20 protein-coding genes are annotated in these 25,176 nt (G+C 57.8%); 8 read left to right on the plus strand and 12 right to left on the minus strand.

Annotated features, from left to right (window positions below; translation table 11 throughout):
* Positions 1–23: 23 nt before the first annotated feature.
* From E1H13_RS19435 to E1H13_RS19445, 3 genes are read right to left on the minus strand one after another with little or no spacing between them, the layout of a single operon-like run.
* Positions 24–677, minus strand: coding sequence for a rhomboid family intramembrane serine protease (locus E1H13_RS19435; RefSeq protein WP_240966734.1), 654 nt, complete (start codon positions 675–677; stop codon positions 24–26).
* On the minus strand, positions 674–2,251 hold the full coding sequence (locus E1H13_RS19440; RefSeq protein ID WP_169615733.1) for an NAD(P)H-hydrate dehydratase: 1,578 nt from the start codon (positions 2,249–2,251) through the stop codon (positions 674–676). Before E1H13_RS19440 ends, E1H13_RS19435 begins: the two co-directional genes overlap by 4 nt.
* Positions 2,252–2,273: 22 nt before the next feature.
* Positions 2,274–3,140: a hypothetical protein gene (locus E1H13_RS19445; protein WP_169615735.1), complete on the minus strand. Its 867-nt coding sequence runs from the start codon at positions 3,138–3,140 to the stop codon at positions 2,274–2,276.
* A 543-nt stretch (positions 3,141–3,683) separates the two neighbouring features.
* Between E1H13_RS19445 and E1H13_RS19450 the strand changes: the two genes are divergently transcribed.
* Complete coding sequence (locus E1H13_RS19450; RefSeq protein WP_169615737.1) at positions 3,684–3,860, plus strand: hypothetical protein; 177 nt, start codon at positions 3,684–3,686, stop codon at positions 3,858–3,860.
* A gap of 54 nt (positions 3,861–3,914) precedes the next feature.
* Entirely contained in the window at positions 3,915–4,862 is a 948-nt protein-coding gene (gene pip, locus E1H13_RS19455) for a prolyl aminopeptidase (protein WP_169615739.1), read from the plus strand.
* On the opposite strand, the gene E1H13_RS19460 is transcribed toward pip, so the two are convergent.
* A complete protein-coding gene (locus E1H13_RS19460) occupies positions 4,859–5,272 on the minus strand; it encodes a DUF1622 domain-containing protein (protein ID WP_169615740.1) in 414 nt (137 codons plus the stop codon). The genes pip and E1H13_RS19460 overlap by 4 nt on opposite strands.
* 105 nt (positions 5,273–5,377) lie before the next feature.
* Here E1H13_RS19460 and E1H13_RS19465 point away from each other — a divergent pair, with 105 nt between their 5' ends.
* Together E1H13_RS19465 and E1H13_RS19470 are read left to right on the plus strand one after the other, a co-directional pair.
* On the plus strand, positions 5,378–5,764 hold the full coding sequence (locus tag E1H13_RS19465; protein ID WP_169615742.1) for a metalloregulator ArsR/SmtB family transcription factor: 387 nt from the start codon (positions 5,378–5,380) through the stop codon (positions 5,762–5,764).
* Positions 5,765–5,840: 76 nt separating this feature from the next.
* Complete coding sequence (locus E1H13_RS19470) at positions 5,841–6,275, plus strand: ArsI/CadI family heavy metal resistance metalloenzyme (RefSeq protein WP_169615744.1); 435 nt, start codon at positions 5,841–5,843, stop codon at positions 6,273–6,275.
* 163 nt (positions 6,276–6,438) lie between these two features.
* Here E1H13_RS19470 and E1H13_RS19475 read toward each other — a convergent pair whose 3' ends face one another.
* From E1H13_RS19475 to accA, 4 genes are all read right to left on the minus strand, one after another.
* The gene (locus E1H13_RS19475) at positions 6,439–8,151 is read right to left on the minus strand and encodes an ABC transporter substrate-binding protein (RefSeq protein WP_278002532.1); all 1,713 of its coding nucleotides are present in this window, start codon (positions 8,149–8,151) and stop codon (positions 6,439–6,441) included.
* 349 nt (positions 8,152–8,500) lie between these two features.
* Complete coding sequence (folE, locus tag E1H13_RS19480; RefSeq protein ID WP_169615746.1) at positions 8,501–9,235, minus strand: GTP cyclohydrolase I FolE; 735 nt, start codon at positions 9,233–9,235, stop codon at positions 8,501–8,503.
* Positions 9,236–9,329: 94 nt separating this feature from the next.
* Complete coding sequence (locus E1H13_RS19485) at positions 9,330–10,055, minus strand: SDR family oxidoreductase (RefSeq protein WP_169615748.1); 726 nt, start codon at positions 10,053–10,055, stop codon at positions 9,330–9,332.
* Positions 10,056–10,437: 382 nt separating this feature from the next.
* Positions 10,438–11,421, minus strand: a complete 984-nt coding sequence (accA, locus tag E1H13_RS19490; RefSeq protein ID WP_169615750.1) for an acetyl-CoA carboxylase carboxyl transferase subunit alpha — start codon at positions 11,419–11,421, stop codon at positions 10,438–10,440.
* Positions 11,422–12,111: 690 nt separating this feature from the next.
* On the opposite strand from accA, the gene E1H13_RS19495 reads away from it, so the two are divergent.
* From E1H13_RS19495 to E1H13_RS19510, 4 genes are all read left to right on the plus strand, one after another.
* Positions 12,112–13,323, plus strand: coding sequence for a hypothetical protein (locus E1H13_RS19495; protein ID WP_169615752.1), 1,212 nt, complete (start codon positions 12,112–12,114; stop codon positions 13,321–13,323).
* A 29-nt stretch (positions 13,324–13,352) separates the two neighbouring features.
* On the plus strand, positions 13,353–14,813 hold the full coding sequence (locus E1H13_RS19500) for a peroxidase (protein ID WP_169615754.1): 1,461 nt from the start codon (positions 13,353–13,355) through the stop codon (positions 14,811–14,813).
* A gap of 326 nt (positions 14,814–15,139) precedes the next feature.
* Positions 15,140–16,204 (plus strand): catalase family protein, encoded by a 1,065-nt coding sequence (locus tag E1H13_RS19505; protein ID WP_169615756.1) that lies wholly within the window; start codon positions 15,140–15,142, stop codon positions 16,202–16,204.
* 261 nt (positions 16,205–16,465) lie between these two features.
* Positions 16,466–17,275 (plus strand): alpha/beta hydrolase, encoded by an 810-nt coding sequence (locus E1H13_RS19510; protein WP_169615758.1) that lies wholly within the window; start codon positions 16,466–16,468, stop codon positions 17,273–17,275.
* 137 nt (positions 17,276–17,412) lie between these two features.
* Here the strand turns inward: E1H13_RS19510 and E1H13_RS19515 are convergent, their stop codons facing one another.
* The 4 genes from E1H13_RS19515 to clpB all read right to left on the minus strand — a co-directional run bounded on the left by E1H13_RS19515 (position 17,413) and on the right by clpB (position 25,143).
* A complete protein-coding gene (locus E1H13_RS19515; protein WP_169615760.1) occupies positions 17,413–20,061 on the minus strand; it encodes a TIR domain-containing protein in 2,649 nt (882 codons plus the stop codon).
* Positions 20,062–20,193: 132 nt separating this feature from the next.
* Positions 20,194–21,675, minus strand: coding sequence for an aminotransferase class I/II-fold pyridoxal phosphate-dependent enzyme (locus tag E1H13_RS19520; protein ID WP_169615762.1), 1,482 nt, complete (start codon positions 21,673–21,675; stop codon positions 20,194–20,196).
* Positions 21,676–21,785: 110 nt separating this feature from the next.
* Entirely contained in the window at positions 21,786–22,376 is a 591-nt protein-coding gene (locus tag E1H13_RS19525; protein ID WP_169615763.1) for a cytochrome b, read from the minus strand.
* 73 nt (positions 22,377–22,449) lie between these two features.
* Entirely contained in the window at positions 22,450–25,143 is a 2,694-nt protein-coding gene (gene clpB, locus E1H13_RS19530; RefSeq protein WP_169615765.1) for an ATP-dependent chaperone ClpB, read from the minus strand.
* Between the last annotated feature and the right edge of the window lie 33 nt (positions 25,144–25,176).

Raw genomic sequence — 25,176 nt, forward strand, 5'->3', positions numbered from 1 at the left:
CCCCCCATCCCCCCATCCCCCCCTCAAAACCCCGAATTATTCCGCCACCATTCCAGCATCAGCTCTAAATCGCGGGCCACCAGGACGCCGCCTAAAAAGCCGACACTGTGGCCCACCCATGACTTACCTCGCTGCAGGGGTAACAGGCCCCACAGAACGCCGCCATAGACGACCCCCACCAACACTGACACCGCCAGGGTGGGCAGGCTGCGTTGGAAGTATCCCCGCAACAGCAGGTAACCCAGGTAGCCAAAGGCGACGCCACTGGCCCCCAGGTGCTTGGTATGGGGACGGCCCAGCAGCCAAATTCCAATGCCGCTAAACAACCAGCAAAACCCGGTCACCCAGCCCCATACCTCTAGACCTTGAAACAAAATCAGGGTGCCGAGAATGGCCAGGGGGCCAGTATTGGTGATTAGATGCCCGAAGTCGCCGTGCAGTAGGGGCGCCAGGACGATGCCGGGCAGTCCTTGCAGCCGCCGGGGCTGAATGCTGAGGTGATTCAACACTCGCCGAAATAAGAGCAGGTCAACCAGAGCCAGTGCCCACATGAGACCTAGCAGGTAAAGCAGTAGGGTCATACCCTGGGCAAAGTCGGCGGGCAGCTCAGGCAGCCAGGCGGGGGCGGCCGGGGCTGGTCTGGTCTCTAGCATCAGCCAAAGGCAGGGCAGGCTCATGGGGCTAGCTCCTGGGCCAGGGCGGGGGCCAGATGGTGGGCCAGTTGGGTGGGGTCTACCCCCAGTTGGGTGCGCTCTGCGGCAGCCAGGGTGCCGGCTCGGGCATGCCACCAGGTACCGGCCAGAGCTGCATTCAGCACCGCCTCGGTGCCAGGTTTTGGGGCCATGGCTTGGTGCTGGGCCAGTAGCCCCCCGGTCAGGCCCGTAAGCACGTCACCACTGCCACCTCGGGCCAGGGCAGGGGTACTGGGGGGACCATACCAGAGCTGGCCATCGGGGGCCGCGATCGCGGTACAGGCCCCCTTTAGCAACACCACCGCTTGACTTTGGGCGGCAGCGGCCTGGGCGGCGGCTCCAGCATCGGCGGTGTCCCCAAGGATGGTGGGAAACAGGCGCTTAAATTCCCCCCTGTGGGGGGTGAGCAGGGTGGGGCCAGGGCGACTGGCCAAGGTGTTGATAGGATTACGATCCGCTAGCAGATTCAGGCCATCGGCATCCAGCAGCAGGGGGCTGGGGCTGGCGAGGGCCGCCTCGAGGGGGGCACTGGCGGCTTTGGAAAGACCAGGCCCCAATGCGATCGCATCGTAGCGATTCAGATCTAGATCGGCGGGCAGAGAGGCGATCGCCCCGGTTGGAGACTCGGGGCAGCCCACCACCAATGCTTCGGGCAGCTGGGCCACCACCATCAGCCGCAGGGACTCGGGCACCGCCAGGGTAACCATACCGACGCCGCTGGCTCTAGCCCCCAACCCCGCCAACAGAGCAGCTCCTGCGTATTGGCGCGATCCAGCCACCAGCAGCAGGTGTCCGACGCGATACTTGTGAGCATCGGGGCGGCGGGGGAGGGGCAGCCGGTCCAGCGCAATGGCAGCGGTGAGCCGTTGTACCCAGGGCTTTGGCCCTAACCCAGCCGCGATCGCATCCTCTGTGATGCCAAAATCAATTAAATGGGCCTGGCCCAGGTACCGCAGGGCGGCATCCTGGCAAAAGGCTCGCTTCCATAACCCCAGACAGAGGGTATGGGTTGCTCGCAGGGCGCTACCCAGCATCGCCCCCGTGTCCGTGTCCAACCCGGAGGGCAAGTCAATACTGACCACTGGGGTCGGGTCAGCATTGACGGCCTCGACCAGATGGGCTAAATCCCCAGTCAGGGGCCGTTCCAGGCCAAAGCCAAACAGCCCGTCAATCAGCAGGTCACAATCCCCCAAAGCCGCCAGGGTCTGTCCTACCGGAATTGCCAAATGCTGGGCAAACCGCAAATGGTCGGTGGTCAAAGGCTTATGACGGCTGAAGGGACTACATATCCGAACTTGGTAGCCGCGAAAACACAGTTCCCGGGCGACGACCAGGGCGTCGCCGCCGTTGTGTCCTGGCCCCACCAATACCCCCACCCGAGGGTAGGTAGCAGGGGGATAGGCCACTCTGATCCAGCCCGCAATCAAACCCGCCACTTTTTCCATCAAAGCAGCAACGGGCATGCCAGATTCAAACACCTGACCCTCGATGGCCTGCATTTCGGCGGCGGTCACCACCACCGCAGGGGGATTGGCTCGTGGCCAGGGAGAAGAGGCCATAGACGCTTAACTAGCGGCTGAACTAGCGATCGAAGTGGACGCGGGAATTGGGAATACCCGCCTGGCGGTAAAAGTCATTCCAACGGTTGGCTAAGCCGCGATCGCTAAACGGCCCTACCGCCACATGGGGTCCCCGAGGGGAGGTCCGCTGCTGGACCCGATCCGCCGGTGTTCCTAGCTGCACCACCTGATTGCTGAGGGTCGATAAATGATTGGTATCCGTTGGAATGATCACATAGTAGGGGGCATGAACCACGGCCCCAGCCACCTGGGGCGGGGTACCACTGGGGGGGGGCACAAGGGTCGTGGTGTTGTTGCCATGGGCTGGTGGGGTGGTCGGGGGCACCAATTGCTGACCAAATTCCACATTCCCCGCTGTCGGCGGAGCCTGAGCGGTACTGGTGACTGGCGGTAGTGCAGGTACCTGGGGCAACGACGAGGTGGTGCCTTCGGCCACTGGCGGCATTGCCGCTGTGGGTAGGGGGGGCAGCTCGCCATTGGCAGCATAGACGTTGGACGGTAGCCCTGGCCCCTGGGCAAAGGATGGGGTAGCGGCGGCCACCTGAGCCATTTCGGCATTCAATCCCAAAGCATTTAGCTCTGCTAGGCGCTGTTGAGCATTGCTGGATTGGTTAAAGCGCCCAGCCTGGATCACGGATCGCCCCTGAAACGTGCTCACGAAGGCCGTTGGCTCCACCATCCGTACCTGGTCCAGCATGGCCGCACTGTTACCGTTGACCACCACAATATATTGCTGCCCGCCGGGGGGCTGTTGCCCAGCACCCGGTACCGGTACCGCCCCAGCCGGGAGTGGGGGAACGGCATCAAAGTTTTGAGCGATCGCCTGACTACTGACCAACAGCCCAGTGGTCAGAGCGATCCCAGTCATCCCCAGGACGGTCCTCAGGACATTGCAACTGCCGATTGATCGACTTAATTGATAGTGTTTTTCCATCATGCCTCCTGCCCAATATCTCACCAAACGCCCCCGTCAGTTGCAGGGAAACTAAGCGTGAACCCTGCCGACTGAGCATGGGTGCAAGACAACATAAAACCCATCCTGGCTACAATGCCCAGGCTTGCTCATCTATTCCGCTGATGTCATGTGGATGTTAGCGCAAAAATCGCAAACCGCAGCGTTCTCCCCGAAGTTTTTCGCTGGGCTGGGTACTAGTACAGAAGGGCGGAGGGCGGCAGGAAGAGCTATGGGTACACAGGAGCTTTCCGCCTTAACACTTAGGCTACTGTGATTTTGATCACAATGGTCAGCAGCCTTAATCACGCTGGCTACAGGGGTTGGGTCACCCGTAGTCTATGTGTCAATTCTTACCATGAGCATAACGCGTAAGGACGCTACGTTCATGGCTACTCCCTGTCAAAAACCCCTGAAAACAAATCCATTCGTCAGCCAGCGGGACCCTGAAACCGGAGAGTGGCGCGTGGTAAAGCCCAGTCCCAGGCGCTAGAGTCAGCCCCTGGGATCGAGTTATGGCCTCCCCCCGAAGCCCCGGTGCCGCCAGAAGCAAGGCAGGGGTATCGACGGCGCTTATCGCCTGCGGCCAACAGCGATCATCCTGCCCCGGCGCCCCAGGTGATGGTGCGCGAGTAGGCTGATGGCCATCCAGTATGGCAGACTATGTGCCATGCCTATCCTTACGGTTCCATGCGTCAGCTTTATCCCCCCATCGAGCCCTATCGCACTGAATATCTATCGGTCTCGGAGCGCCATCAGCTTTACCTGGAGGAGGTTGGCAATCCCCAGGGAAAGCCAGTGGTTTTTCTCCATGGGGGACCGGGGGGCGGCATTAACCCGGTATATCGCCAGTTTTTTGACCCCCAAGCCTGGCGGGTGATTTTATTTGACCAGCGGGGCTGTGGCCGCAGTCGGCCTCACGCTGAGTTGCAGGACAATACCACCTGGGCGTTGGTGAATGATATTGAAGCCATTCGAATACATCTAGGCATCGATCGCTGGATCGTCTTTGGCGGCAGTTGGGGCAGCACCCTGGCCCTGGCCTACGCCCAAACCTACCCCGATCGCTGTGCTGGCCTGATTTTGCGCGGTATTTTCACCCTGCGACAGCGGGAAATTCGCTGGTTTTATCAAGAGGGGGCCAGCTACCTCTACCCCGATGCCTGGGAACACTACTTGGCCCCCATTCCGCTGGATGAACGTGACGATTTGATTGCCGCCTATTACCGCCGCCTGACCAGTGAGGATGCCGCCATTCGACTCGCCGCCGCCCAGGCTTGGTCAGTCTGGGAAGCTAGCACCAGCAAACTGATTCAAGACCCAGACCTGATGGCTTATTTTGGCGAAGATGAGTTTGCTGTGGCCTTTGCGCGGATCGAATGCCACTACTTTATCAATGGCGGCTTCTTCGAACAGGATGACCAACTACTACGCCAGGTGGACCGCATCCGCCATATCCCTGGGGTGATTGTGCAGGGGCGTTACGATGTCGTCTGCCCCGCCACCACCGCCTGGGAACTCCACCGAGCCTGGCCTGAGGCTAAGTTTGTGATGGTGCAAAACGCAGGCCACTCTGCCATGGAACCGGGCATCACCAGTGCCCTGCTCGACGCCACAGAAGCATTTAACAGTCTTTAAAGAGCCGAGTCTGGGGAGGCAGCTACCTGCTGCGCATGGTTTAGGGTATTGCGTTCGGCGCTAATTTCCCGGGCCAAGAAGAAGTTCAAAAATGTCCGAATTACTGCCAGCAACGCCAGTTTGCCCAACGCCTCCAAAGAGGGGGCAACGCTGGTATTGACGATATCGGCCCCCAGCTGAAATTCCAAGGCCATGGACAGCCAGACCCCAAAGTTCAGTCGAATTCTGGCCAGGGATAGCTCTGGATCCCAGAAAGATTTCAACCCCTGCCGCGATCGCTTCCAGCGCTGCCGAACCGCCAACTGCAGGGTAGTCACCAGTCCAGTCAGAATACACAGGACGGCAATGCCCTCCAGCACAATGCGTAGAGAGTCTGCCAGATAAATAATCAGGTCTTCTAATGCGTGCATCGCCGACCCTAACCTTAGCCAACAATCCAAGTTTACGGCCTACGGCAAACTATTGCGTCAAGTCTCACCCTTGACAAGACCAGGCGATTCGGTGATTCTATAAACATGGAAATACAGGTCTCATCCTCAGCCCCAACGCCCAAAACCGTTGAGGCTATTGCCGCCACTTTCGCCGCCCTAGGGCAACCTTCGCGGCTCAGGATCGTCCGATTGCTGTTGGCCGCTTATCCTGACGGGCTACCCGCAGGGGAAATTCAGCAGGAGTTGGGCATTGCCCCCGCCACCCTGTCTCACCACCTGGACAAATTGCGCCAGGTGGGAGTCGTAGAGTCGACCAAAGATCGGCAGTGGATTCGGTATAGCGTGCGATCAGATACCCTAGGGCAGCTGATGGCATTCCTCTATGAGGAGTGCTGTACCCGCAATTCAGTGCTGGTGCTGGAGGACGGCGAGCTCCGCCCTGCCTGTTGTGACGACCCTGGCGGGGTCTAGCGGCTACCCGGCCCCAAACCAAGCAATGGTTCATATTCTAAATTTCGATGATTCTAGAAAAATAAAAGGAAAATCCATGACTAAGTTCAAAACCCACATTGCCCTTCAGGTAGCTGACCTACCGCGCTCTGTCGCTTTTTACCAGGTGTTGTTTGATCTAGCCCCTGTCAAGTACAAGCCCGACTACGCCAAGTTTGACCTGGATAACCCCGGTCTTAACCTCACCCTCAATGCCAGCAACACGGTGGTTGACCGAGGCACCTTATCTCACCTGGGGATTCAGGTGGATAGTCAGGCGGCCGTAAAATCGGCGATCGCGCGGTTTAAGGCCCAGGGACTCGCCACCTTTGAAGAGCACAACACCGACTGCTGCTACGCCATACAAGATAAGGTTTGGGTCACTGACCCCGACGGCACCCGCTGGGAAATTTTTGTGGTCACCGTAGCCGACACCACCCCCGAGCAGAACATCCTCCCTGAAACCACCACCCCGTCCCCTTGCTGCGCCTAGGGGATCTGCCAGTTAATGGCATAACCGGTGGACAGTTTTGTTCTTCCTTCGGAAGACATTGTATGAACGACTTCGCTCACCCTTCAATGAACGAGGGCTGAGCGAAGTCGCATGTCTTTTTCCTTCTGCTACGCACGGGCTACGCCCTACGTTCTTCCTCCTTCTAGTCCACTGTCAGTTCATAGATATTCCACAGAGCCCCTCCTAGGGCAGTGTATTTAACCCCGTCCACCCGGTTGCGCACGGCGGTCAATGACAGGTTGTTGATCAGGTAAATGAAGGGCAGATACTCCTGGGTCAATTGCTGGGTTTCTTTGTACAACTCAAACCGTCGCTCTTCATCCACCTCCTGGGCCGCCTGAATGTAGAGGTCAGCAATCCGGGTTTCCCAATCGGCTGCCTGCCAACCCTCCAGGGGGTCAGACCCGGGGGCGGCCTGCTGGTTAAAGGCATGGAGGGCCCCATCCAGCAGCCAAACATTGGCCCCGCCATTGGGTTCGACACCACCGGTTAAGCCCAGCACCAGGGCTTCCCACTCCAGGCTATCGGTGAGCCGATCCACCAGGGCATTAAAGGCCAGGGGCTGAAAGTCGACCTGAATGCCGATTTTTTCCAGGTCATTGCGAATTTGTGCCCCAATTGACTCCCGAATTTTGTTGCCAGAGTTGGTGATCAGGGTAAACCGCACCCGGTTGCCGGCGTCATCCACCAGTTGACCGGCTGCGTTGTACTCAAACCCATCAGCAAGGAGCAGTTCCCTGGCTTTTTCCGGGTCGTAGTCGTAGGTGCGAACGCCCATCTCGGGGGGGGCATAGTAGGGACTGGGCACAGAAATCGGCGAGGTTTGGGGTTCACCCAGGCCCTGGAAAATGTTGTTCACCATGGTGTCGCGATCGATCCCATAGGAGACGGCCTGGCGAAAGGCGACGGAGTTAAACCAACGCGATCGCACCGGATCCACCAGCGGTCTACCATTTCGGCTGGCCTGGTTCAGATTAAAGGCAAAGAAATTGGTGCCCAGGCTAGGCCCTCCCTCAAAGATCGAAAAGTCGCCTCGATCTTCCTCCCGCTTTAGTAGTGAGAAAAAGTCGGGCTGGACTGCCACCAGATCGAGTCCCCCAGAGCGAAACTGCAAAAAGGCGTTGTCAGTGGAGCCAATCACCTGCCAAACCACCTGCTCCACATAGGGCTGGGGATTGCCCTGGTCATCTTGGCGCCAATAGTAGGGGTTGCGCTCAAAAATCACCCGTTCCCCCGGCACATAGCGCGCTAAGCGATACGGCCCATTGCCAATGATTTGGGTGGGTGGGGTATCCGTCCCCCAGGTGGACAAAAATAGTGGATTCCCCTGGGCATCGGTGGTTTCTACCGCCGATCGCAGAATGTGTTCCGGAATAATATCCAGGGCAGTGTTGCGCAGCATCGGGGCAAACGGTTCCGGCAGGGAAAATTGCACCCGGCGATCGTCGAGCTGGGTGACCGAGGGCAGCAGCCCTTGAGTGCCAATCCGGAAGCCATCTCGACTGTTGGTCGGGATATCCGGGTTAAACAGCACATCGTAGGTAAACACCACATCGGCAGCGGTCAGGGGCTCCCCATCGGACCAGCGCAACCCTTCTCGCAGGGTAAACACCAGGGTTTGGCCATCCTCTGACATCTCCCAGCTTTCGGCCAGGGCAGGTACGGTGTCGCCAGTAATGGCATCGGTGGTGGTCAGCCCCTCAAAGGTGAAGGAAAAGATATTGGGGGACTCTTGGCTCAAAATTGGGTTAAAGGTCTTGGGGTCGCTGAGCACGCTGGATACCAGGCGGGGCACGTCGGCCTCAGCCCGAGCGAACTGGTCCAGGTTACAGCCCGTGGTCGGCAGGATGACCATGACCGCCATCAGCACCGCTAGCCATGACCAGCGCCACCGATCACCCCGTTGGGGCCAATGCCTCACTCGTTGCAGCCAGCCTGGTCGGGTGTGTTTCTGTGCCATAGCCTTGATCCGTTGCCTTTCTCCAGCTTTCTCCAATAGTAGCGATTTAAGGGAAGCACTGATGCTCATCCATGGACCACCAGGCTAAGGTGCCATGGATGCTATATACCAAGTCCAGCTCGGAATCTGGAGTTTTCCCACAGGCAGAACTCTAGGTCTGGACTTGGACCTGGTTTAAATAAAAAATTCTCCCCATCCTGTGGGGGGATGGGGAGATGGGGAGATGGGGAGATGGGGACAGCCCCTAGAAAAAGGAAGGCTGGTGGCGAATCAGGCTGAGGAACTCGTCCCGGGTCTTTTGGTCTTCCTGAAACACCCCTAACATGGCGCTGGTTACAGTCCAGGAGCCAGGTTTTTGCACCCCGCGCATGACCATGCACATGTGGCTGGCTTCCACCACCACAGCCACCCCTTGGGGGTCGAGGATTTCTTGAATCGCCTCGGCAATCTGGCGGTTAAGGCGCTCTTGCACCTGCAAACGGCGGGAGTACATTTCCACGATGCGGGCTAGCTTGCTCAGCCCCACCACCCGCTGATTCGGGATGTAGGCCACATGGGCGCGCCCCATGAAGGGCAACATGTGGTGCTCGCACATGCTAAATAGGTTGATGTCGCGCACCAGCACCATTTCGTTGTGACCTTCGTCAAAAATGGCTCCGTTCACCAGTTCGTCCAGGGACTGCTGGTAGCCGCTGGTGAGAAATCGCATGGCTTCGGCTACCCGTTTAGGGGTCTTGAGTAAGCCTTCGCGATCCGGATCTTCCCCCACCGACAGCAACATGGTGCGCACGGCGTCGGTCATGTCTTCGTAGCTATTGTCAGGAATGGGGTACTGATCAGCATCAGACCGATAGCTGTGGGTGCGATCGGGGCGAATGGTAGACGCCCCTTGGCCATTGCCCCCGTTGATATTGCCCTTGGGGCTGCTACCGTTGGTGGACGATTTATCGTTGACGCTGTTTGAAGATGCGATAGTCATAGGGATAGTCAAAACTCCAGATATTCAACAAAACTGAGACCCCTCTGGGAGGTGGTCAGAACGCTTGACACTCGAAACTCAGTGATCCAGTGGGCTATAGGGCTCCGCCACTGGGCATTAGGGTGATGTCTTCGATTACGGCCTGGGTGGGCAATAGCACCGTGTGGAGAATGGTTTCAGCCACAATCTCGGGGGTCAGCATTTGGCTGCGATCGAAGTCGGCGTGAACCGTGTCGGTATCCCAAAGGGGGGTGTTGACCGCGCCAGGGGAAACCGTAACCACCCGGATACCATGGGGCTGTTCTTCTGCGGCTAACACCCGGGTTAGGGCCACAAGGCCAGCTTTGCTCACCGTGTAGGCCCCCCAATCGGGGAAAGCGGATTTAGCGGCGATGGAAGCCAGGTTAACAATGGTGCCACCGCCAATGGCTCGCATAGCCGGTAGGACGGCTTGAATACATAGCAGTACACTGGTCAAGTTCAGGTCTATGACCTGACGCCAGTGATCAAGGGGCATGGTGGCCAAGGGGCCGGTATACCCCATACCCGCACTATTAATCATCACCGTGGGGGTGCCAAAGTCGGCCACAATATCGGCGAAAGTGGCCTGAATTCCCTCTAACTGAGTCAGATCGAGGGGATAAGCTCGGGCTGTGACCCCAAAATCTTGCAGCTCGTCCAGGACGGGCCTAAGGGTTTCTAAGGAACGACTGACCAAAGCGACATCAAACCCGGCTTGGGCTAAAGCCAGGGTTGTTGCTTTGCCGATACCGCGACTCGCTCCAGTAATCAGAGCACGACGCGGCTGGTCGGGGGACATGGATTTATCCAATGCTGAATACCAACTACCAACAAAAACTGAAGACCTGCCGCCAAGCCCGGAGGAGTTGGGGCGATGGCCCCGGGAGGGTTGGCGATTGTAGACATATGCCTTTGATATGTTAACAAATGTAACGAACTTTCGGGGATTCTGAGAACCAACTTGATTTTTTGCCCAGGATCTTACCTAGGGGATGCCCTTGCGAGTCTTTTACCCAGGCTATGGGGTAGCCCCATGGGGTCACCTGGTGCAGGTCTTGATCTGGGATTAGGATCTTTGATGGCATACCTTTAGCTTAGCTCTGGAATGGATTTGACACATTAATGCCAAATTAAGCAGGGCCATATTTAGCTCGCTCATAGGCCTATGTCGTAATCACCCCCTAGGCTGCTGTTTCGGCAAAAACACCAATTTCCCGGTACTTTTGGTACCTTAGCTGCTGCCGAGACTCCGCTGTCATGGCAGACAGCTCGGTCAGGTGACGCAGGATGGCCTGCTTGAGGGTGTCTGCGGCCTGGAGCGGGTCGGAATGGGCACCCCCCACCGGCTCAGGCAGTAACTCGTCCAAAATGCCCAATTGCTTCAGGTCCCAGGAGGTGATTTTGAGGGCCTCGGCTGCTTCCGCAGAACGGGCCGCATCCTTCCAGAGAATGGCAGCGCAGGCTTCGGGACTGGCTACGGTGTAGACGGAGTGCTCGAACATCATCAGCCGATCGCCAACCCCAATGCCCAGGGCACCGCCAGAGCCGCCTTCGCCAATGATGGTGCAGATAATCGGTACTTGCAGGCCAAACATCTCCCGCAGGTTATAGGCGATCGCTTCCCCCTGGCCCATTTCTTCGGCCTCAAACCCGGGGAATGCCCCTGGGGTATCAATAAAGGTAATGATTGGCATTGAAAACCGATCGGCATGGCGCATCAGTCGCATGGCTTTGCGGTAGCCCCCTGGGGAGGCCATGCCAAAGTTGCGGGCCACGTTGTCTTTGGTGTCGCGCCCCTTCTGGTGACCCAAAATCACCACCGGGCGTCCTTCCAGCCGAGCCACCCCCCCCACCAGGGCTGGGTCGTCTTTGCCTGAACCGCGATCGCCGTGGAGCTCAATCCACTCGTCGGTGATCGCCTGAATGTAGTCTAGGGTGCTGGGCCGACGCGGATGGCGAGCCACTTGTAGGCGCTGGGCTGGGGTCAGGTTGGAGAAAATTTCCTGGCGCAGATGGGTGGCCCGAGACTCCAGTTGGCGAATCTGGGTGGAAACATCCACATCGTTTTCTTCGGCCAGCTCCCGAATCTGGCTAATGCGAGCTTCTAGCTCTACCAGGGGCTTTTCAAAGGACAGCAGAATCGATTTACGCTCGGGTGGGGCCATAACTAGCAGAAGAACGGTTAACAGCGCGATCGCGGCGCAATTCCCAAAACTGCGCCTATCTGCTTCTTAGGATACCAAGCTAGGGCCTGCTTGCTGAGGCGGATCTCTCTACCTGTACACCATCAACCCTCTCAGGTTGGCATCCCAACCTGGATAAATCCCATTTGCGAGAAGTGATGATCAAACGTCTTGCTCGCCAGTGTATAAGTAACAGTCGTGGTAGACAGACACATTGTCTAAAGTTCCAGGAATCGCATCGTCGCCAAGGGACTCCCAAATAGCCCAAGCCTCATCATTGGATTCGGCGGTAGCTGGTTCAGGCCTATCTGCCTGAGGGGTAACTGACGGCTGAATGAGACGATTTAGTACTGCCAACAGGGCAGTTTGCTCATCTGCGGGTAAAGCCTGAACGACTTGAACAATAGAATTTACAAGCTGAGTATTCATTAGAGAGCCCCGTTTCTCTATTTTCTAGTGTACGAAAGGATGTTGTAAATGGAATTTATTGAAGAGATCCAACGATTTGTATCAGTGCTGAGGGGCTAAATGCCTCTGCATTCCGGCGTTCTGGGGCAAATTGGTGGACTTTTGATGGCTTGACGCCCTGGGTACCCCTCAGTAAAACAGGTTAGGCCCTAAAGTATGGTGGCCCTGGTATGTTAGGCAGTCCCCTTAGCCCCCGAGGTGCGAGTGGCCAATCAACCGTTGACCGTTATTGTTCCAATTAAGCCAGGTCAAGAGGCATCTTTGCGGCAGGTGTTGGCTGCGATCGCCGCTGACCTGGCCAATAATGCTTATTTTCAGATTGCCAGAAGCGATCGCACCCACTTTTTGCGCCTGGCGATCATCACCGACCCCGACCATGGCCTGCGGCTGCTGCTCACCGGCAACTATGACGGCCCCCTGGTAGATTACTTGCAAGAACTAGTGCGCCTCAGCCCTGGTTTAGACGATCTGTGGAACCACTGCACCGGCTATCGAGGTCGGCAGGATTTTAATCGATTTATTCAGGCCCATGCCTACAAGGCTCAGGCGTCTTACGTCGCCGTACAGGGGGAATCGGTGGGCAGCATTCGCAAGCGCCGCGCCATCCGCCAAAAACTGCAACAGTTGCTGGACCTGGATGATATTGCCGACTATGTCGACCATCCAGGCCTGAAGCCCCTACTGGATGACCTCACGAGTCTCAAACAGCCCCGTACTATCTGGCAGGGGTTTAGGGTCCTGATGCTTCAAGCCTGGCAGATGATAGAACAGGTGTTCAACGGCCTCTGTGACTTGATTAAGCAGATTATTCTCTGGGTCCTGCGCCAGGTCGGTGGCATTCTGGGGGCGCCGGACCAGCCCCGGCTGATTGGCGAGTATGTCGGAGCTGAGGTGGACTATGAACGCATTCGCACCTTAAACGAGCCCGAGGTGGTCCACGGCACCAACCATCTGCACTTGCTCTCGACCGTGAAACGGGGCCGACTGCTGCGGCTGAAAATTGTGCTGTTGCTGATTAACTTTGCCGGTCGCCATCTGTTTCCCCCTGGCTCTTTATCCAACATTCGCAGTATTCACTTTGCCCACTGGTCGATCGTGGACGGGGGCAAGCACCTGCTGTTTGTTACCCACTACGACGGCTCCTTTGACAACTACCTGGGGGACTTTACCGATCGGGCCAGCGATGGCCTCAACTCGATTTGGAACAATGTGGAGGGCTATCCCCTGGCTGGCTCCCAGGATATCTTTGCCTTTAAGCAGTTTTTCCGCAACGACCAGCAGCTGCCTTCCCAGGTTTTCTACCGGGCCTACCCCGATACGACTGTGGTGAACATTCTGCGCGATCGCGCCATTGTGCAGCCCCTGGCCGACGGGCTCGATCGCCCTGCCCTCGATGACTGGCTGACCAAACTTTAGCCCCTAACTGCCCCTACCCGGAGCCCCCCATGACCCAGCTTTCTCCCCCCGACCGCGAGGATATTCAGGGTATTCTCCTGAGCGGTTTTGGTCATCTGTATTACACCTACTACCTGTTGCTCACGGTGACCGACGCCGTTGCCGCCAAAAACTGGCTCAAACGCACCCTGCCCGCGGTTACCACCGCTGGCCGCTGGCCCCAAGACGCCAATGGCAAAACCATCAAGCCCGATCTCACCCTCAACCTGGCCCTGACCCATGATGGGCTGCGGACCCTATGGCTGGTGGACAAAGCCCTGAGTACCTTCCCCCGCGAGTTCATTGAAGGCATGGCCGAACCTAAACGGGCTGAAATTCTGGGCGATACCGGCGACAGTGCCCCCAGCCAGTGGGAATTTGGCGGCGATAACGGTGCCCCTATCCACCTGATGGTGCTGCTCCACGGCCAGAGCCCCGAGCAGCTGCGCACCTACGGCCAGACCCTGCTGGCCGACAACCCCGGCCTGGATGTGGTGGCCATCGAAACCGGGTTTCGCCTGCCGTCTAAAAAAGAGCACTTCGGCTTTAACGACAGTGTTTCTCAGCCGGAAATCAAAGGGCTAGAGACCCCCGGCCATGATCCAGCCCAGGTGGTGGCCACAGGGGAATTTTTGCTGGGCTACCCCGATGGCTACGGCATCTTTGCCCTGACCCCCGTCGTCCCCAACAGCGATGACCCCGACAACCTGCTGCCCAGCTTCCCCGGCACCGAGTTGCCCGGCTTCAAAAACCTTGGCCACAACGGCAGCTTCATGGTCTATCGCAAACTGCCCCAGGATGTAGCCGGGTTTTGGCAGTACATGGCCAGCCAGGCCCAGGGGAGCGACGGCCAACCTGACCCCCAGGGGATGAACCTGATCGCCTCCAAGTTTGTCGGCCGCTGGCCCAGCGGTGCCCCCCTCACCCTCAGCCCAGAGGAAGACAAGCCCGAACTGGCCAACGCCAATAATTTCCTGTATATGCCCACCGACGCCAAAGGCTTTGGTTGCCCCCTGGGGGCCCACATTCGCCGCACCCACCCCCGCGACTCATTGCTGGATGCCCCAGGCCAAGGCTCGCTGATGACCTCCAGCCGTCACCGAATTTTACGCCGGGGCAGTCTGTTCGGCGAGCCCCTCTTCCCCCTAGACCCCCTCGATCAGGGCCAAATTCCAGTGGATCTCCAAGACGACGGGCAATCCCGGGGGCTACATTTCTTTTGCTTTAACGTCGACATTGGCCGCCAGTTCGAGTTTGTGCAGCAAACCTGGGCCAACAATCCCCGGTTTGACGGCCTCTACAACGAAAAGGATCCGATCATTGGCGACAACGACGATGGTCAAGGCCTCTTTGCCATGCCCCGCTGCCCCGTGCGCCAGCGAGCCACCAACATTCCCCGCTTTGTCGGTATGGCCGGCGGCGGCTATTTCTTTATGCCCAGCATCAGCGCCCTGCGGTTCTTGACCACCTGAGGTGTGTACGAAGAACGAAGAGCGAAAAGGGAAGAACGAAGAGGGAAGAACGAAGAGGGAAGAACGAAAAACGAAAAGGGAAGAGTTCAAAATTCAAAATTCAAAATTCAAAATTCAAAACTTCCCCATCGTTCCAATTCCCCGCCAGGGCGGACACACAGGTCCGCCCCTACGCCACCACCTCTACCCTCCGGGAAGCCGCTCCGCATCTACACCCCACCACCCCACCACCCCACCACCCCACCACCCCACCACCCCACCACCCCACCACCCATCCACCCATCCACCCCACCACCCATCCACTCCCACACCCCCACCTCCCCCAAATGCCTCAACTCGGCCAAGAACACATCCCCCCCAACGAAACCGCTGCCATTCAGGCGGTGACCGATATCAGCGATCGCATCCTCAAGCGCCAACCCCCGGTCAAACGGGGGGAGCACCCCAAGGGGCACGGCTGTGTGCGGGGTCGGTTCCAGGTCTTAGAGGATGTACCCGAGGCGCTGCAGGTCGGTCTGTTTGGTCAACTGGGGCGATCGTGGCCCGCGTGTATTCGCTATTCCAACTTCAGTGTCAAGCACGATGCCCAGGGGGATGCCCATGGCATGGCGATTAAGCTGTTTGGGGTACCGGGTGAAAAGGTGTTGGAGCACGAAAAAGAAGCCCAGACCCACGACTTTTTAGTGGTCGATCACCCGGTCTTTCCGGTGCGGAACGCCCAAGACTATGTGGCGTTTTTTGGTGAAATCGAGCGCACTAAAAGCCGTAACCCCGTGCGCTTTTTCATCACTGGCTGGAACCCTCTCCGCTGGCGCTGGACAGAACTGTGGATTGCCCTGGCGATTCGCCTGCGCACCATTACCAGCCCCCTGGAAACCCCCTACTGGAGCATGGTGCCCTACGCCCTGGGGGATCAGGCCGTTAAATATGCCGCCATTCCCCATCGCCACAACTGGGAGGGGGGCTTTTGGCGACGGTTGGGCTTTCGGTCCCGCGATTACCTGCGGGACGCCCTGCGCGATCACCTGAGCAGCCGCCCCGCTAGCTTTGATTTCTATGTGCAGGTGCAAACCGACCCGGTGAAGATGCCGGTGGAAGACCCTACGGTGCGCTGGCGCAGCCCTCTGGTCAAGGTGGCGGTGATCACGATTCCGCCCCAAACCTTTGAGTCGCCAGCACAGACGGAATTTTGCGAAAACCTGTCCTACACCCCCTGGCACGCCCTGCCTGCCCATCGCCCCCTGGGAGGGATCAACCGCACCCGCAAACAGGTCTATGACACCATCGCCAACATTCGCCACGACCTGAACCAGGTCACCTATCAGGAGCCCACGGTGGAGGAGTTTGAGGCGGTGTTTCCCGAGCAAGGTGATGGGGTAGGGGAGTGGTAGACGCGGAGCGACTTCCCGCAGGGTAGGGTGGATGAGTGGATGAGTGGATGGGTGGATGAGTGGCTGAGTGGCTGGGTGGATGAGTGGATGGGGTGTAGACGCGATAGCGGCTTCCCGGAGGGTAGGGGTGATTGGGAGTGAGGAAGTGTTAGGGATGGGGGAGGTAGGGGTGATGGCGTAGGGGCGGACCTGTGTGTCCGCCCTGGCAGGGAATTGGGATGATGGGAAAATACCTGTAGCCAAACAGCAAAGGATGCGGTGATGATTTCCGTCCAGGGGGTGGCCATCAATGCGATCGATCGCGGTTCAGGACCGTCTGTGCTCTTCCTGCATGGCAACCCTGACTCAGCCCAGGTGTGGGAGTCGGTGATGGCGCGGATGGCGTCTGAATTTCGCTGTGTTGCCATTGACCTGCCAGGGTTTGGTGGCTCTGGGCCCGGCGATCGCCTGGAGATCAGCCTCGAGAATCTGGCCCAATTTACGAACCAGGTGGTGGATGGCCTGAACTTGCCGGAGCCGGTTAATCTGGTGGTACATGACATTGGCGGTCCCTTTGGGCTGGCCTGGGTAACCCGGTTTCCCCAGCGGGTAGGGCGGCTGGGGATTTTGAATACCATTTTCTGCAGCGACTACCCGTGGCACACCATAGCCAGGGTGTGGCGCACGCCTTTGTTAGGTGAATTGAGCTGGTCCCTGTTTACCCAGGCCGCTTTTGTTGCGGTGATGCAACAGCAAAACCCCCGCCTGACCAAAGCCCAAATTATGCAAACTTACCGCAACATCACCCCGGATATGCAGCGAATGGTGTTGCGGTTCTACCGAGCTATGGATCCGGCCAGGTTTAAGGGCTGGGAGGATGAGCTGGAGATGGTGTTGCAGGAGAAACCAGCGGTGGTGCTATGGGGCGATCGCGATCCTTACATTCCGGCCCGGTTTGCCGATCGCTTTGGGGCACAACAGGTGCAACATCGCCCCGATAATGGCCACTGGCTAATGCTGGAAGACCCGAGTTGGGTGGCAGAGCGACTCCGCCGATTTTTCACGGAGCAGGCAACCGAGCCTGTCCGCTGACTAGGGACAATCTACAGTGCTTTGTATCGTGAACGTCTTAGCCCCTAACTGCCATTCTCTAGTTCCCCGAAATTCCCCAAACGTCAATATTTCTTTAGAAATGTCCATCTTCTTAGGTTGGTTGGTCTACTTGCAAACTACAGACCAAGTTGTTGGCCACGCCCATTCGTTTGTAAGTAGTCATGGCACCAGTCAAGTCCCTGCTCCACCAGGCGCCGCAGTAAACCACTGTCAAATCTTTCCAATTGCCAGAGTAACAGGTGACCGCTAGACCCGAAGGTGCCCAAAGTCTTTCCGTCTGGACTAAAGGCCACAGTCGTGACCTGATCGGTATCAGCTTTCTGTGTCGTGAGCAATTGTCCTTCTAAGGTCCAGAGCTTAAATGTGCCATCGCGGCTGCCAGTCGCTACCAGGTTGCCTGCAGGGTTCACCGCAATAGAGTGAACACCGTTGGTATGCCCTGTGAGGGTCTTTAACAAGGTGCCATCCAAGGTCCAAACCCGAGCCGTACGATCGTCGCTGGCGGATAAAATAAATTTGCCATCGGGGCTAAAGGTCACATCTAAAATATCGTCAGCATGCCCCGCCAAGGTTTGCATCAACTGGTTCCCTTGCCAGAGCTGGACGGTACGATCGCGGCTGCCTGTCACTACCATCGCTCCATCGGGACTAAACTGGACAGTATTACCTAAATTGACAGGCAGCGCTTGATAGAGCGTCCCCTCTAATGTCCATAATTTGGTTGTCGACTCATGGGCGGTTGAGGCAATGAATTGGCTATCAGGACTAAAGGTAAGCTGCCGAATCCATCCCTGGTGAGCAATCCAGGTTCTAAGAAGTTGGCCCTTCTGGGTCCATAGGGAAATTTTGCTGATTGTTCCGATGCTAGCCGTAGCCAGAAACTTACCATTTGGGCTTACCGCCAGCCGAGTTGTTTGGGGCTCCTGTAGCGGAAACTGGCGCAACCGCTGTCCATCACGGCTCCAAAACTGCACCTGATTGTGTGGCCCAATTACTGCAATCTCCTGACCACCAGGTAAAAACACCAGGCCATTAACGGAAATAGTCTGTACAGGACAATCAATCACTCTAGAGGATTGCCAGTGCCAAAGCTTGACCAGACCATCGCCACCACCAGTCACTAGCAATTTGGCGTCAGGGTCTCCGGCCAGGCACAAGATTGGACCATTATGGCCGGTCAGGGTGAACTTGGTTTTACCGTTAGTACTCCAAATTCGCAGAGTCTGGTCGCTAGCGGCTGAGGCTAGCACCTGACCATCCTGGCTAAATAGTAAGCCCCGCAGTTCGTCAGTATGGCCCACTATGTCTCGCAACAGGATGCCATCCACCTGCCAGAGCTTGATTAAACCACTACGATCCCCTGTGGCCAGGTACTGCCCTGTGGCATCAAAGCAAAGGGTGCTGACCCGGCTATTGTGGCCGTCTAAAACTGCTTGCAGTTCTCCTGATAGGGACCAAAGCTTAACTCGGTTATCTTCTCCGCCTACCGCCAACAGTTGCCCCTTGGGATGCCAAGCCAGGCATTGCAGCTTAGCCCCATGATTTGCCAGTTCTTGGACAAAACGTCCGTTTTCATTCCATAACAATACTCTGCCATCGCGACCAGCAGAGGCAATCCAGCCACCGTGAGGATGAAACTGAGCTTGGTAAACGCGATCGGTATGCTCCTGTAAAATACCGAGAGATTCCCCTGCCACTGACCATAGGCGAAGGGTGCCATCCCAACTAGCTGACACCAGGCGATCGCCAGCTGGGTGAAAGTCGACACTCCGCACCATATCGCGATGGCCGGTGAGAGTAGCTAGGCATTCACCACTGCACCGCCAGAGTTTAACCGTTTTGTCACGGCCAGCAGTGGCAATCAATTGTCCATCGGGACTAAGGGCAACGCTGCGGACAGTGCCAATGTGCCCTTCCAGGCGATTGCGCTCTCGTACCCAATAGAGAGCCTGTAGCAACACTGTAATCACTTGGGTTTCGAGGACTGAGTCATCACCCGGCCAGTCAGCCTGCTGAAGGCGGCAACCCGCTTGCAGTGCTTCTACCAATGAATCGAGAGGGCGGTTAAGAGCAAAGTAGGCTTCCGAGGATTTGCAAAAGGCGGTGATTTCGTTTTTCTCGGCAACAACCCGACGCTGCTCAGCCGTTTTATAAAGGCTTTGCCAGCGCTCTAGTTCTTGCTGCCGCTCCTGGCGGCTGGCAAAAATATACTCTTTGTGCAGCGTAGTAGGAGCCGGAACTTTGCCAGTACTGCTGGCCAGCCAGGTTTCAGCTTCTTCTAGATCAGCCCCGCGCAGCCAGCCATCGGCGCGATCGCGCTCTACCCATTCTTGGGCCCGCTGGGTAAGGCGGGCAAAGAAGCGATCATAGTCTAGGTCAGCGCTAATTGCTCCCTCCAGCTTATCAAGGGCCGTCACAAAATCATCCTCGCCGCAGAAAGAGATAAATTGCAAATTAGCAATTTCGGGATGCACTTCAGTACTCTTCACCTCGCGACAGAGAATAGGAATCAACTTCTTGTGGTATTCCAGAGCCTGCTCAATTTCCCAAAGGCAATACTCCGAAACAATGGCATCTGGACTCAAAATGTAAACCAAGCGAGTGGCTTGCCGAATGCCATTGGCAATCTCCTCCCGCCATGGCAGGCTAGAGCGAATGCCTTCCCAATCAATCCAGAGATGATGCCCCCGCTCTTGTAGGGCATGGCAGAGGGCCCGCACAAAGGCCTTGTCACGGCGGGAGTAGGAAATGAAAATGTCGGTCATGCTGGGGCTGCCAGTATAAACAGAATTATTTCCCCATTATCCTTCAGCTATTCCAGCAGCGGGCAGAACCTTACTCTGGTTTCAGAGTTAAGAATGTTATTCACCAAGTGATTAATCTGCTTTTCTGGCACTTTAGAGAGGCAAAACTTTCAAGGTGGCCAAAGAACTATCGCTGCAGCCGGTTACATAGCCCCCTTGCTGTTTCGTAGTGACTAAATGGTGGAGGGCCGCCGCCGTAATCGGTTCCCCCGCCACCAGAGTAGGAATACCAGGGGGGTAGGCGGCAATGGTTTCGGCGCTGAGGCGACCGACGGCGGCGGTGGCAGTGACGGTAACAGCAGTGGCGAAAAATGCCTGGCGGGGGGAGACCTGGGGCAGGCTGATGGGTTGGGCCGAATAGGCTGGCCGTGGGGCCGTGGGGACCACTTCTTTGCCCCGCTGAACCTGCCGTTGGGTCAGGGTCCGAAAGCCGTCAATGCAGCGCTGACCATCGGCAGGAGTATTGCCCAGGCTGACGATAAAGGTCAGGTGTCGCAGTTCCGGCAGTTCTGCGGTCACCCCCAACTGGTGGTGGAGAATATCGTCTGCTTCCAGGCCGCTCAGGCCCAGGCCAGAGACATCCACGGTCAGCCGGGTCAGGTCCAGAGCCGCCACCGAGGGGTATGGCTGCAGGGCCTGTTGATCAACCACGGCCAGTCCGGGAAGGGGGGCTAACTGCGATCGCATCTCCCGGGCCAGGGCCAGGGTTTGTGCCAGCAGCGCCTGCCCTGCTGTGGCCATCTGGTGGCGGGCGGCATCAAGGGAGGCCAGCAGCAGGTAACTGGGGCTGGTGGACTGGGTGAGCTGCAGGGCGGCTTGCAGTCGGGCTTGCTCGATGCGATCGCCCTGGGTGTGCAGCATGGAGGCCTGGGTCAAGGCCCCCAACACCTTGTGGGTAGACTGCACCACCAGATCAGCCCCCTGGGCCAGGGCGGGGGGCGGCAAGGCGGGATGAAAGCCAAAATGGGGGCCATGGGCTTCGTCCACCAGCAGGGGAACGCCATGGGTGTGGGCCAGGGCGGCGATCGCCCCCAGGTCTGAACAAATCCCGTGGTAGGTGGGGGACACCACCAGCACTGCCCGCACATCGGCATACTGCTCCAGAGCGGCGGCGATGGTGGCTGGAGCCAGCCCCAGGGCCAGCCCCAGATCTGGGGCATAGTCGGGGGACACATACACTGGCATCGCCCCCGCCAGCACTAACCCTGCCAACACCGAACGATGGACATTACGGGGCACAATAATCTTGTCTCCCGGCCCACAGGTGGCCAAAATGGCTGCTTCCAGCCCACAGGTGGAGCCGTTGGCCAAAAAGTAGGTTTGCTCTGCCCCAAAGGCGTCTGCCGCCAGGGTCTGGGCCTCCAGAATCACCCCTTCCGGGGCAAACAAGTTGTCCAGTTCTGGCAATTCTGGCAAATCGGCCTGCAGGGTTTCTTTTCCCAACAAGTCCTTTAACTGGGAAGATGCCCCTTGCCCTCGCTTATGACCCGGGGCATAGAAAGCGGCCTGGGACCGTTGGGCACTGGCTTGTAACGCCGAGAGAATCGGTGTTTGGGTTTGATCGGTTGGACTCACGGCGACTTAGGTGACTTCTAGGAAACTTTCTACCGAGTGGTGGGCAATGCCCACCCTACGAAAGCCACGATCGCTGACAACAAGCGGGATTGTCTTTCTCAGAAATCTCCTTAGGTGACTTTACGCTGAAACCATTTTCGCAGCTGTCGCCAGTGGGCTCGTACCACCTTGCGTTGGGCGAAGATATGTAGCCCAATAAACACCGCAAACGTGTAGGCCAACCAAACATGGAGATTACTGGCCAGGTCAATCCGGGCAGAATCAGCCGGAAACAGGTCGGGCACAGGCAGGCCAAAAAAGCTGACATTCCCGGCCCGAATGGAGTTGGAATAAAACACCCCACTCAGGGGCACCCCCACCATAAACAAATACAGCATTGTGTGCAGCGCTACCTTGCGGCCCCAGGCCAGGGTAAAGGGCGGGGTGCGCTTAGTGTACTTGCGCCACCACACCTGTAACAGCACCACGATTCGCCACAGCAGCAGCATAATCGCCAGCACCCCCAGGGATTTGTGCAGGTCATACAGCTGCCCCTGCCAGTTCCATGTCCGGGGCCAGCGCACCATGGCCCAACCGGTAACAAACATCACCGCAAACAGGCGAGCCATCCACCAGTGGATGGTCATCAGCCGCAAGAAAGCCGATGTGCGTCGGGGTTTCGAGGCCTGGGTTGAGGCTGAGCCCTGCCCTGGGGATCCCATGGTTGTCTCCTACCAACAGCATCATGCTTACAGTTGCCCTACCGCCGCCACGGTCTAGCGGTGGTGGTTCAGGCTATCCACCCACGGTGGTTTCGACCTTCGCTGGTACCTCCACTGGGGCCGGGACAGGTTCAGGCGGCTCGGGCTGGCGGTGACCCAACACGAGTTCCCCGTCCTGAAGCCCAACCACGATGGCAGAACCAGGGGCAAACGTGGTTTCTAGGATCTTAGTGGCAATTGGGTTTTCCAGTAGTCGCTGGATCGCCCGCTTCAGTGGCCGGGCCCCATATACTGGGTCGTAGCCACTTTGGGCAATGAAGTCGACCGCTGTCTTGGAAATTTCCAGGCCAATGCTCTGGTCGGCCAGACGTCGCTGCACCCGGCGAATCTGTAGGGCCACAATCTTGCGCAGCTCAGCTTTCTTCAGCGAGTGGAACAGAATCAAGTCATCGACTCGGTTGAGAAACTCAGGGCGAAACTGCTTCTGCAGGGCTTTGAGCACCTGGGTGCGCATTTCATCGTAGCGGTTGTCGTCTCCGCCCAGCTCCAAAATGTAGTCGCTACCCAGATTGCTGGTCATGATCACCACGGTGTTGCGGAAGTCGATGCGGTGGCCCTGGGCGTCGGTAATGCGGCCATCATCCAAGACTTGCAGCAGAATGTTGAACACGTCGGGATGGGCTTTTTCCACCTCGTCCAGCAATACCACCGAGTAGGGGTGGCGCCGCACCGCTTCCGAGAGCTGGCCGCCGTCCTCGTAGCCCACATAGCCGGGAGGGGCTCCCACCAGTCGAGAGACCGCGTTTTTCTCCATGTACTCGGACATGTCGATGCGAATCAGGGCATCTTCGGTGTCAAACAGGAATTCGGCCAGGGCCCGAGCCAGCTCGGTTTTACCCACCCCGGTGGGTCCCATAAACAGAAACGACCCCAACGGTCGGCCTGGATCGTTCATCCCCGCCCGGGCCCGCCGGATGGAGGCAGACACGGCCGCGACGGCTTCATCCTGGCCAATCACCCGTTGATGCAGGTGCCCTTCCAGTTGTAGCAACTTCTGCCGTTCGGACTCTAGCAGCCGGTTGACAGGAATGCCGGTCCACTTAGCGACGATTTCAGCAATATCGGCTTCGGTGACTTGCTCTCGCAGTAGGGTGACCCCCTGGGCTTGAATTTCCAGCAGGTGGGCTTCTTTGGCTTCCCGTTCCCGCTGGACGGCTTCCAGGCGACCGTATTTCAACTGGGCCGCCTTATTCAGGTCGTAGGCCCGCTCCGCCTGTTCAATTTGCAGCCGCAGTTGGTCTTCTTCTTCTTTGAGGGCGTTGATTGCCTCCAGGGTTTGCTTTTCGCTCTGCCACTGACCACTAAAGGCTTCTTGCTTGGTGGTCAGCTCAGCCATTTCTTGCTCAATGCGGCTGAGGCGATCGCGGGCCACCCGGTAGGCCGCACTACCATCGTCTTCGGCTTCTAAGGAGAGCTTTTCCATCTCCAGTTGCATCAAGCGGCGATCGATGATTTCCAGTTCCTCCGGCTTGGAGGTAATTTCCATCTTCAGTTTGGCCGCCGCCTCATCCACCAGGTCGATGGCTTTGTCAGGTAAGAAGCGATCGCTGATGTAGCGGTCTGACAGCACCGCTGCTGCCACCAGCGCACTGTCGGCGATTTTCACCCCATGGTGGACTTCATAGCGCTCTTTTAGCCCCCGCAACATGGAGATGGTGTCTTCGGCACTGGGTTGATCGACATAGACCTGCTGGAACCGTCGCTCCAGGGCCGCGTCTTTTTCAATGTGCTTGCGGTATTCATCCAGGGTGGTGGCCCCAATGCAGCGCAATTCTCCCCGGGCCAGCATCGGCTTTAGCAAGTTACCGGCATCCATGGTGCCCTGGGTGGCCCCCGCCCCAACTACGGTGTGCAGTTCGTCAATGAACAGAATGATTTGCCCCTCGGAGTGAGTGACCTCCCGCAGCACCGATCGCAGTCGATCTTCAAACTCTCCCCGGAACTTGGCCCCGGCAATCAGCCCGCCAATGTCCAGGGAGATCAGGGTTCGCCCCTTCAGCGACTCCGGCACTTCCCCATTGATAATCCGCTGGGCCAGGGCTTCGGCGATCGCGGTTTTACCCACCCCCGGCTCCCCAATCAATACTGGATTATTTTTGGTGCGTCGAGAGAGCACCTGAATCACCCGCCGAATTTCGTCATCTCGGCCAATCACCGGGTCTAGGCGGCCATCCCGAGCCGCCTGGGTCAAATCAACCCCGTATTTTTCTAACGCCTCGTACTGGGACTCAGGATTTTGGTCTGTTACCTTTTGGCCACCGCGCACCGCCTGAATGGCGGCCAGAAGCTCCGGGGCTTCCACATTAAAGCCCCGAAACAGGCGCCGCCCAATCCGCTCATCTTCCTGGAAGCCCAGCAGCAAATGTTCTACAGAAATGAACTTGTCCTTGAGACTCTGGCGGGCGGCTTCGGCCTTATCTAACATGCGATCGAGGCTCTGGCCCAGGTACAAGTTGTTGTCTGCCGCCGCCCGCACCCGGGCCTGCCGCTGGGCATAGGTTTCCAGCTCATCCAAGATCAGGTCACAGTCCAGCTTTGCCTTACCCAGGAGCTTGTGGGCCAGCCCATCTTCTTCCTGGTCGAGCAGCGCGATCATCACATGCTCGACTTCCATATATTGATGCTTAAGGCGACGGGCAACATCCTGGGCATCCACAATGGCATCCCAGGCTTTGGCGGTAAACTTGTCCGGATCAGTTGGCTGCATAATCTCCGTGGCGGACGAGGCGGCTTTGCGTTT

The organism is Nodosilinea sp. P-1105 (genome assembly GCF_012911975.1).
Taxonomy (GTDB): domain Bacteria; phylum Cyanobacteriota; class Cyanobacteriia; order Phormidesmidales; family Phormidesmidaceae; genus Nodosilinea.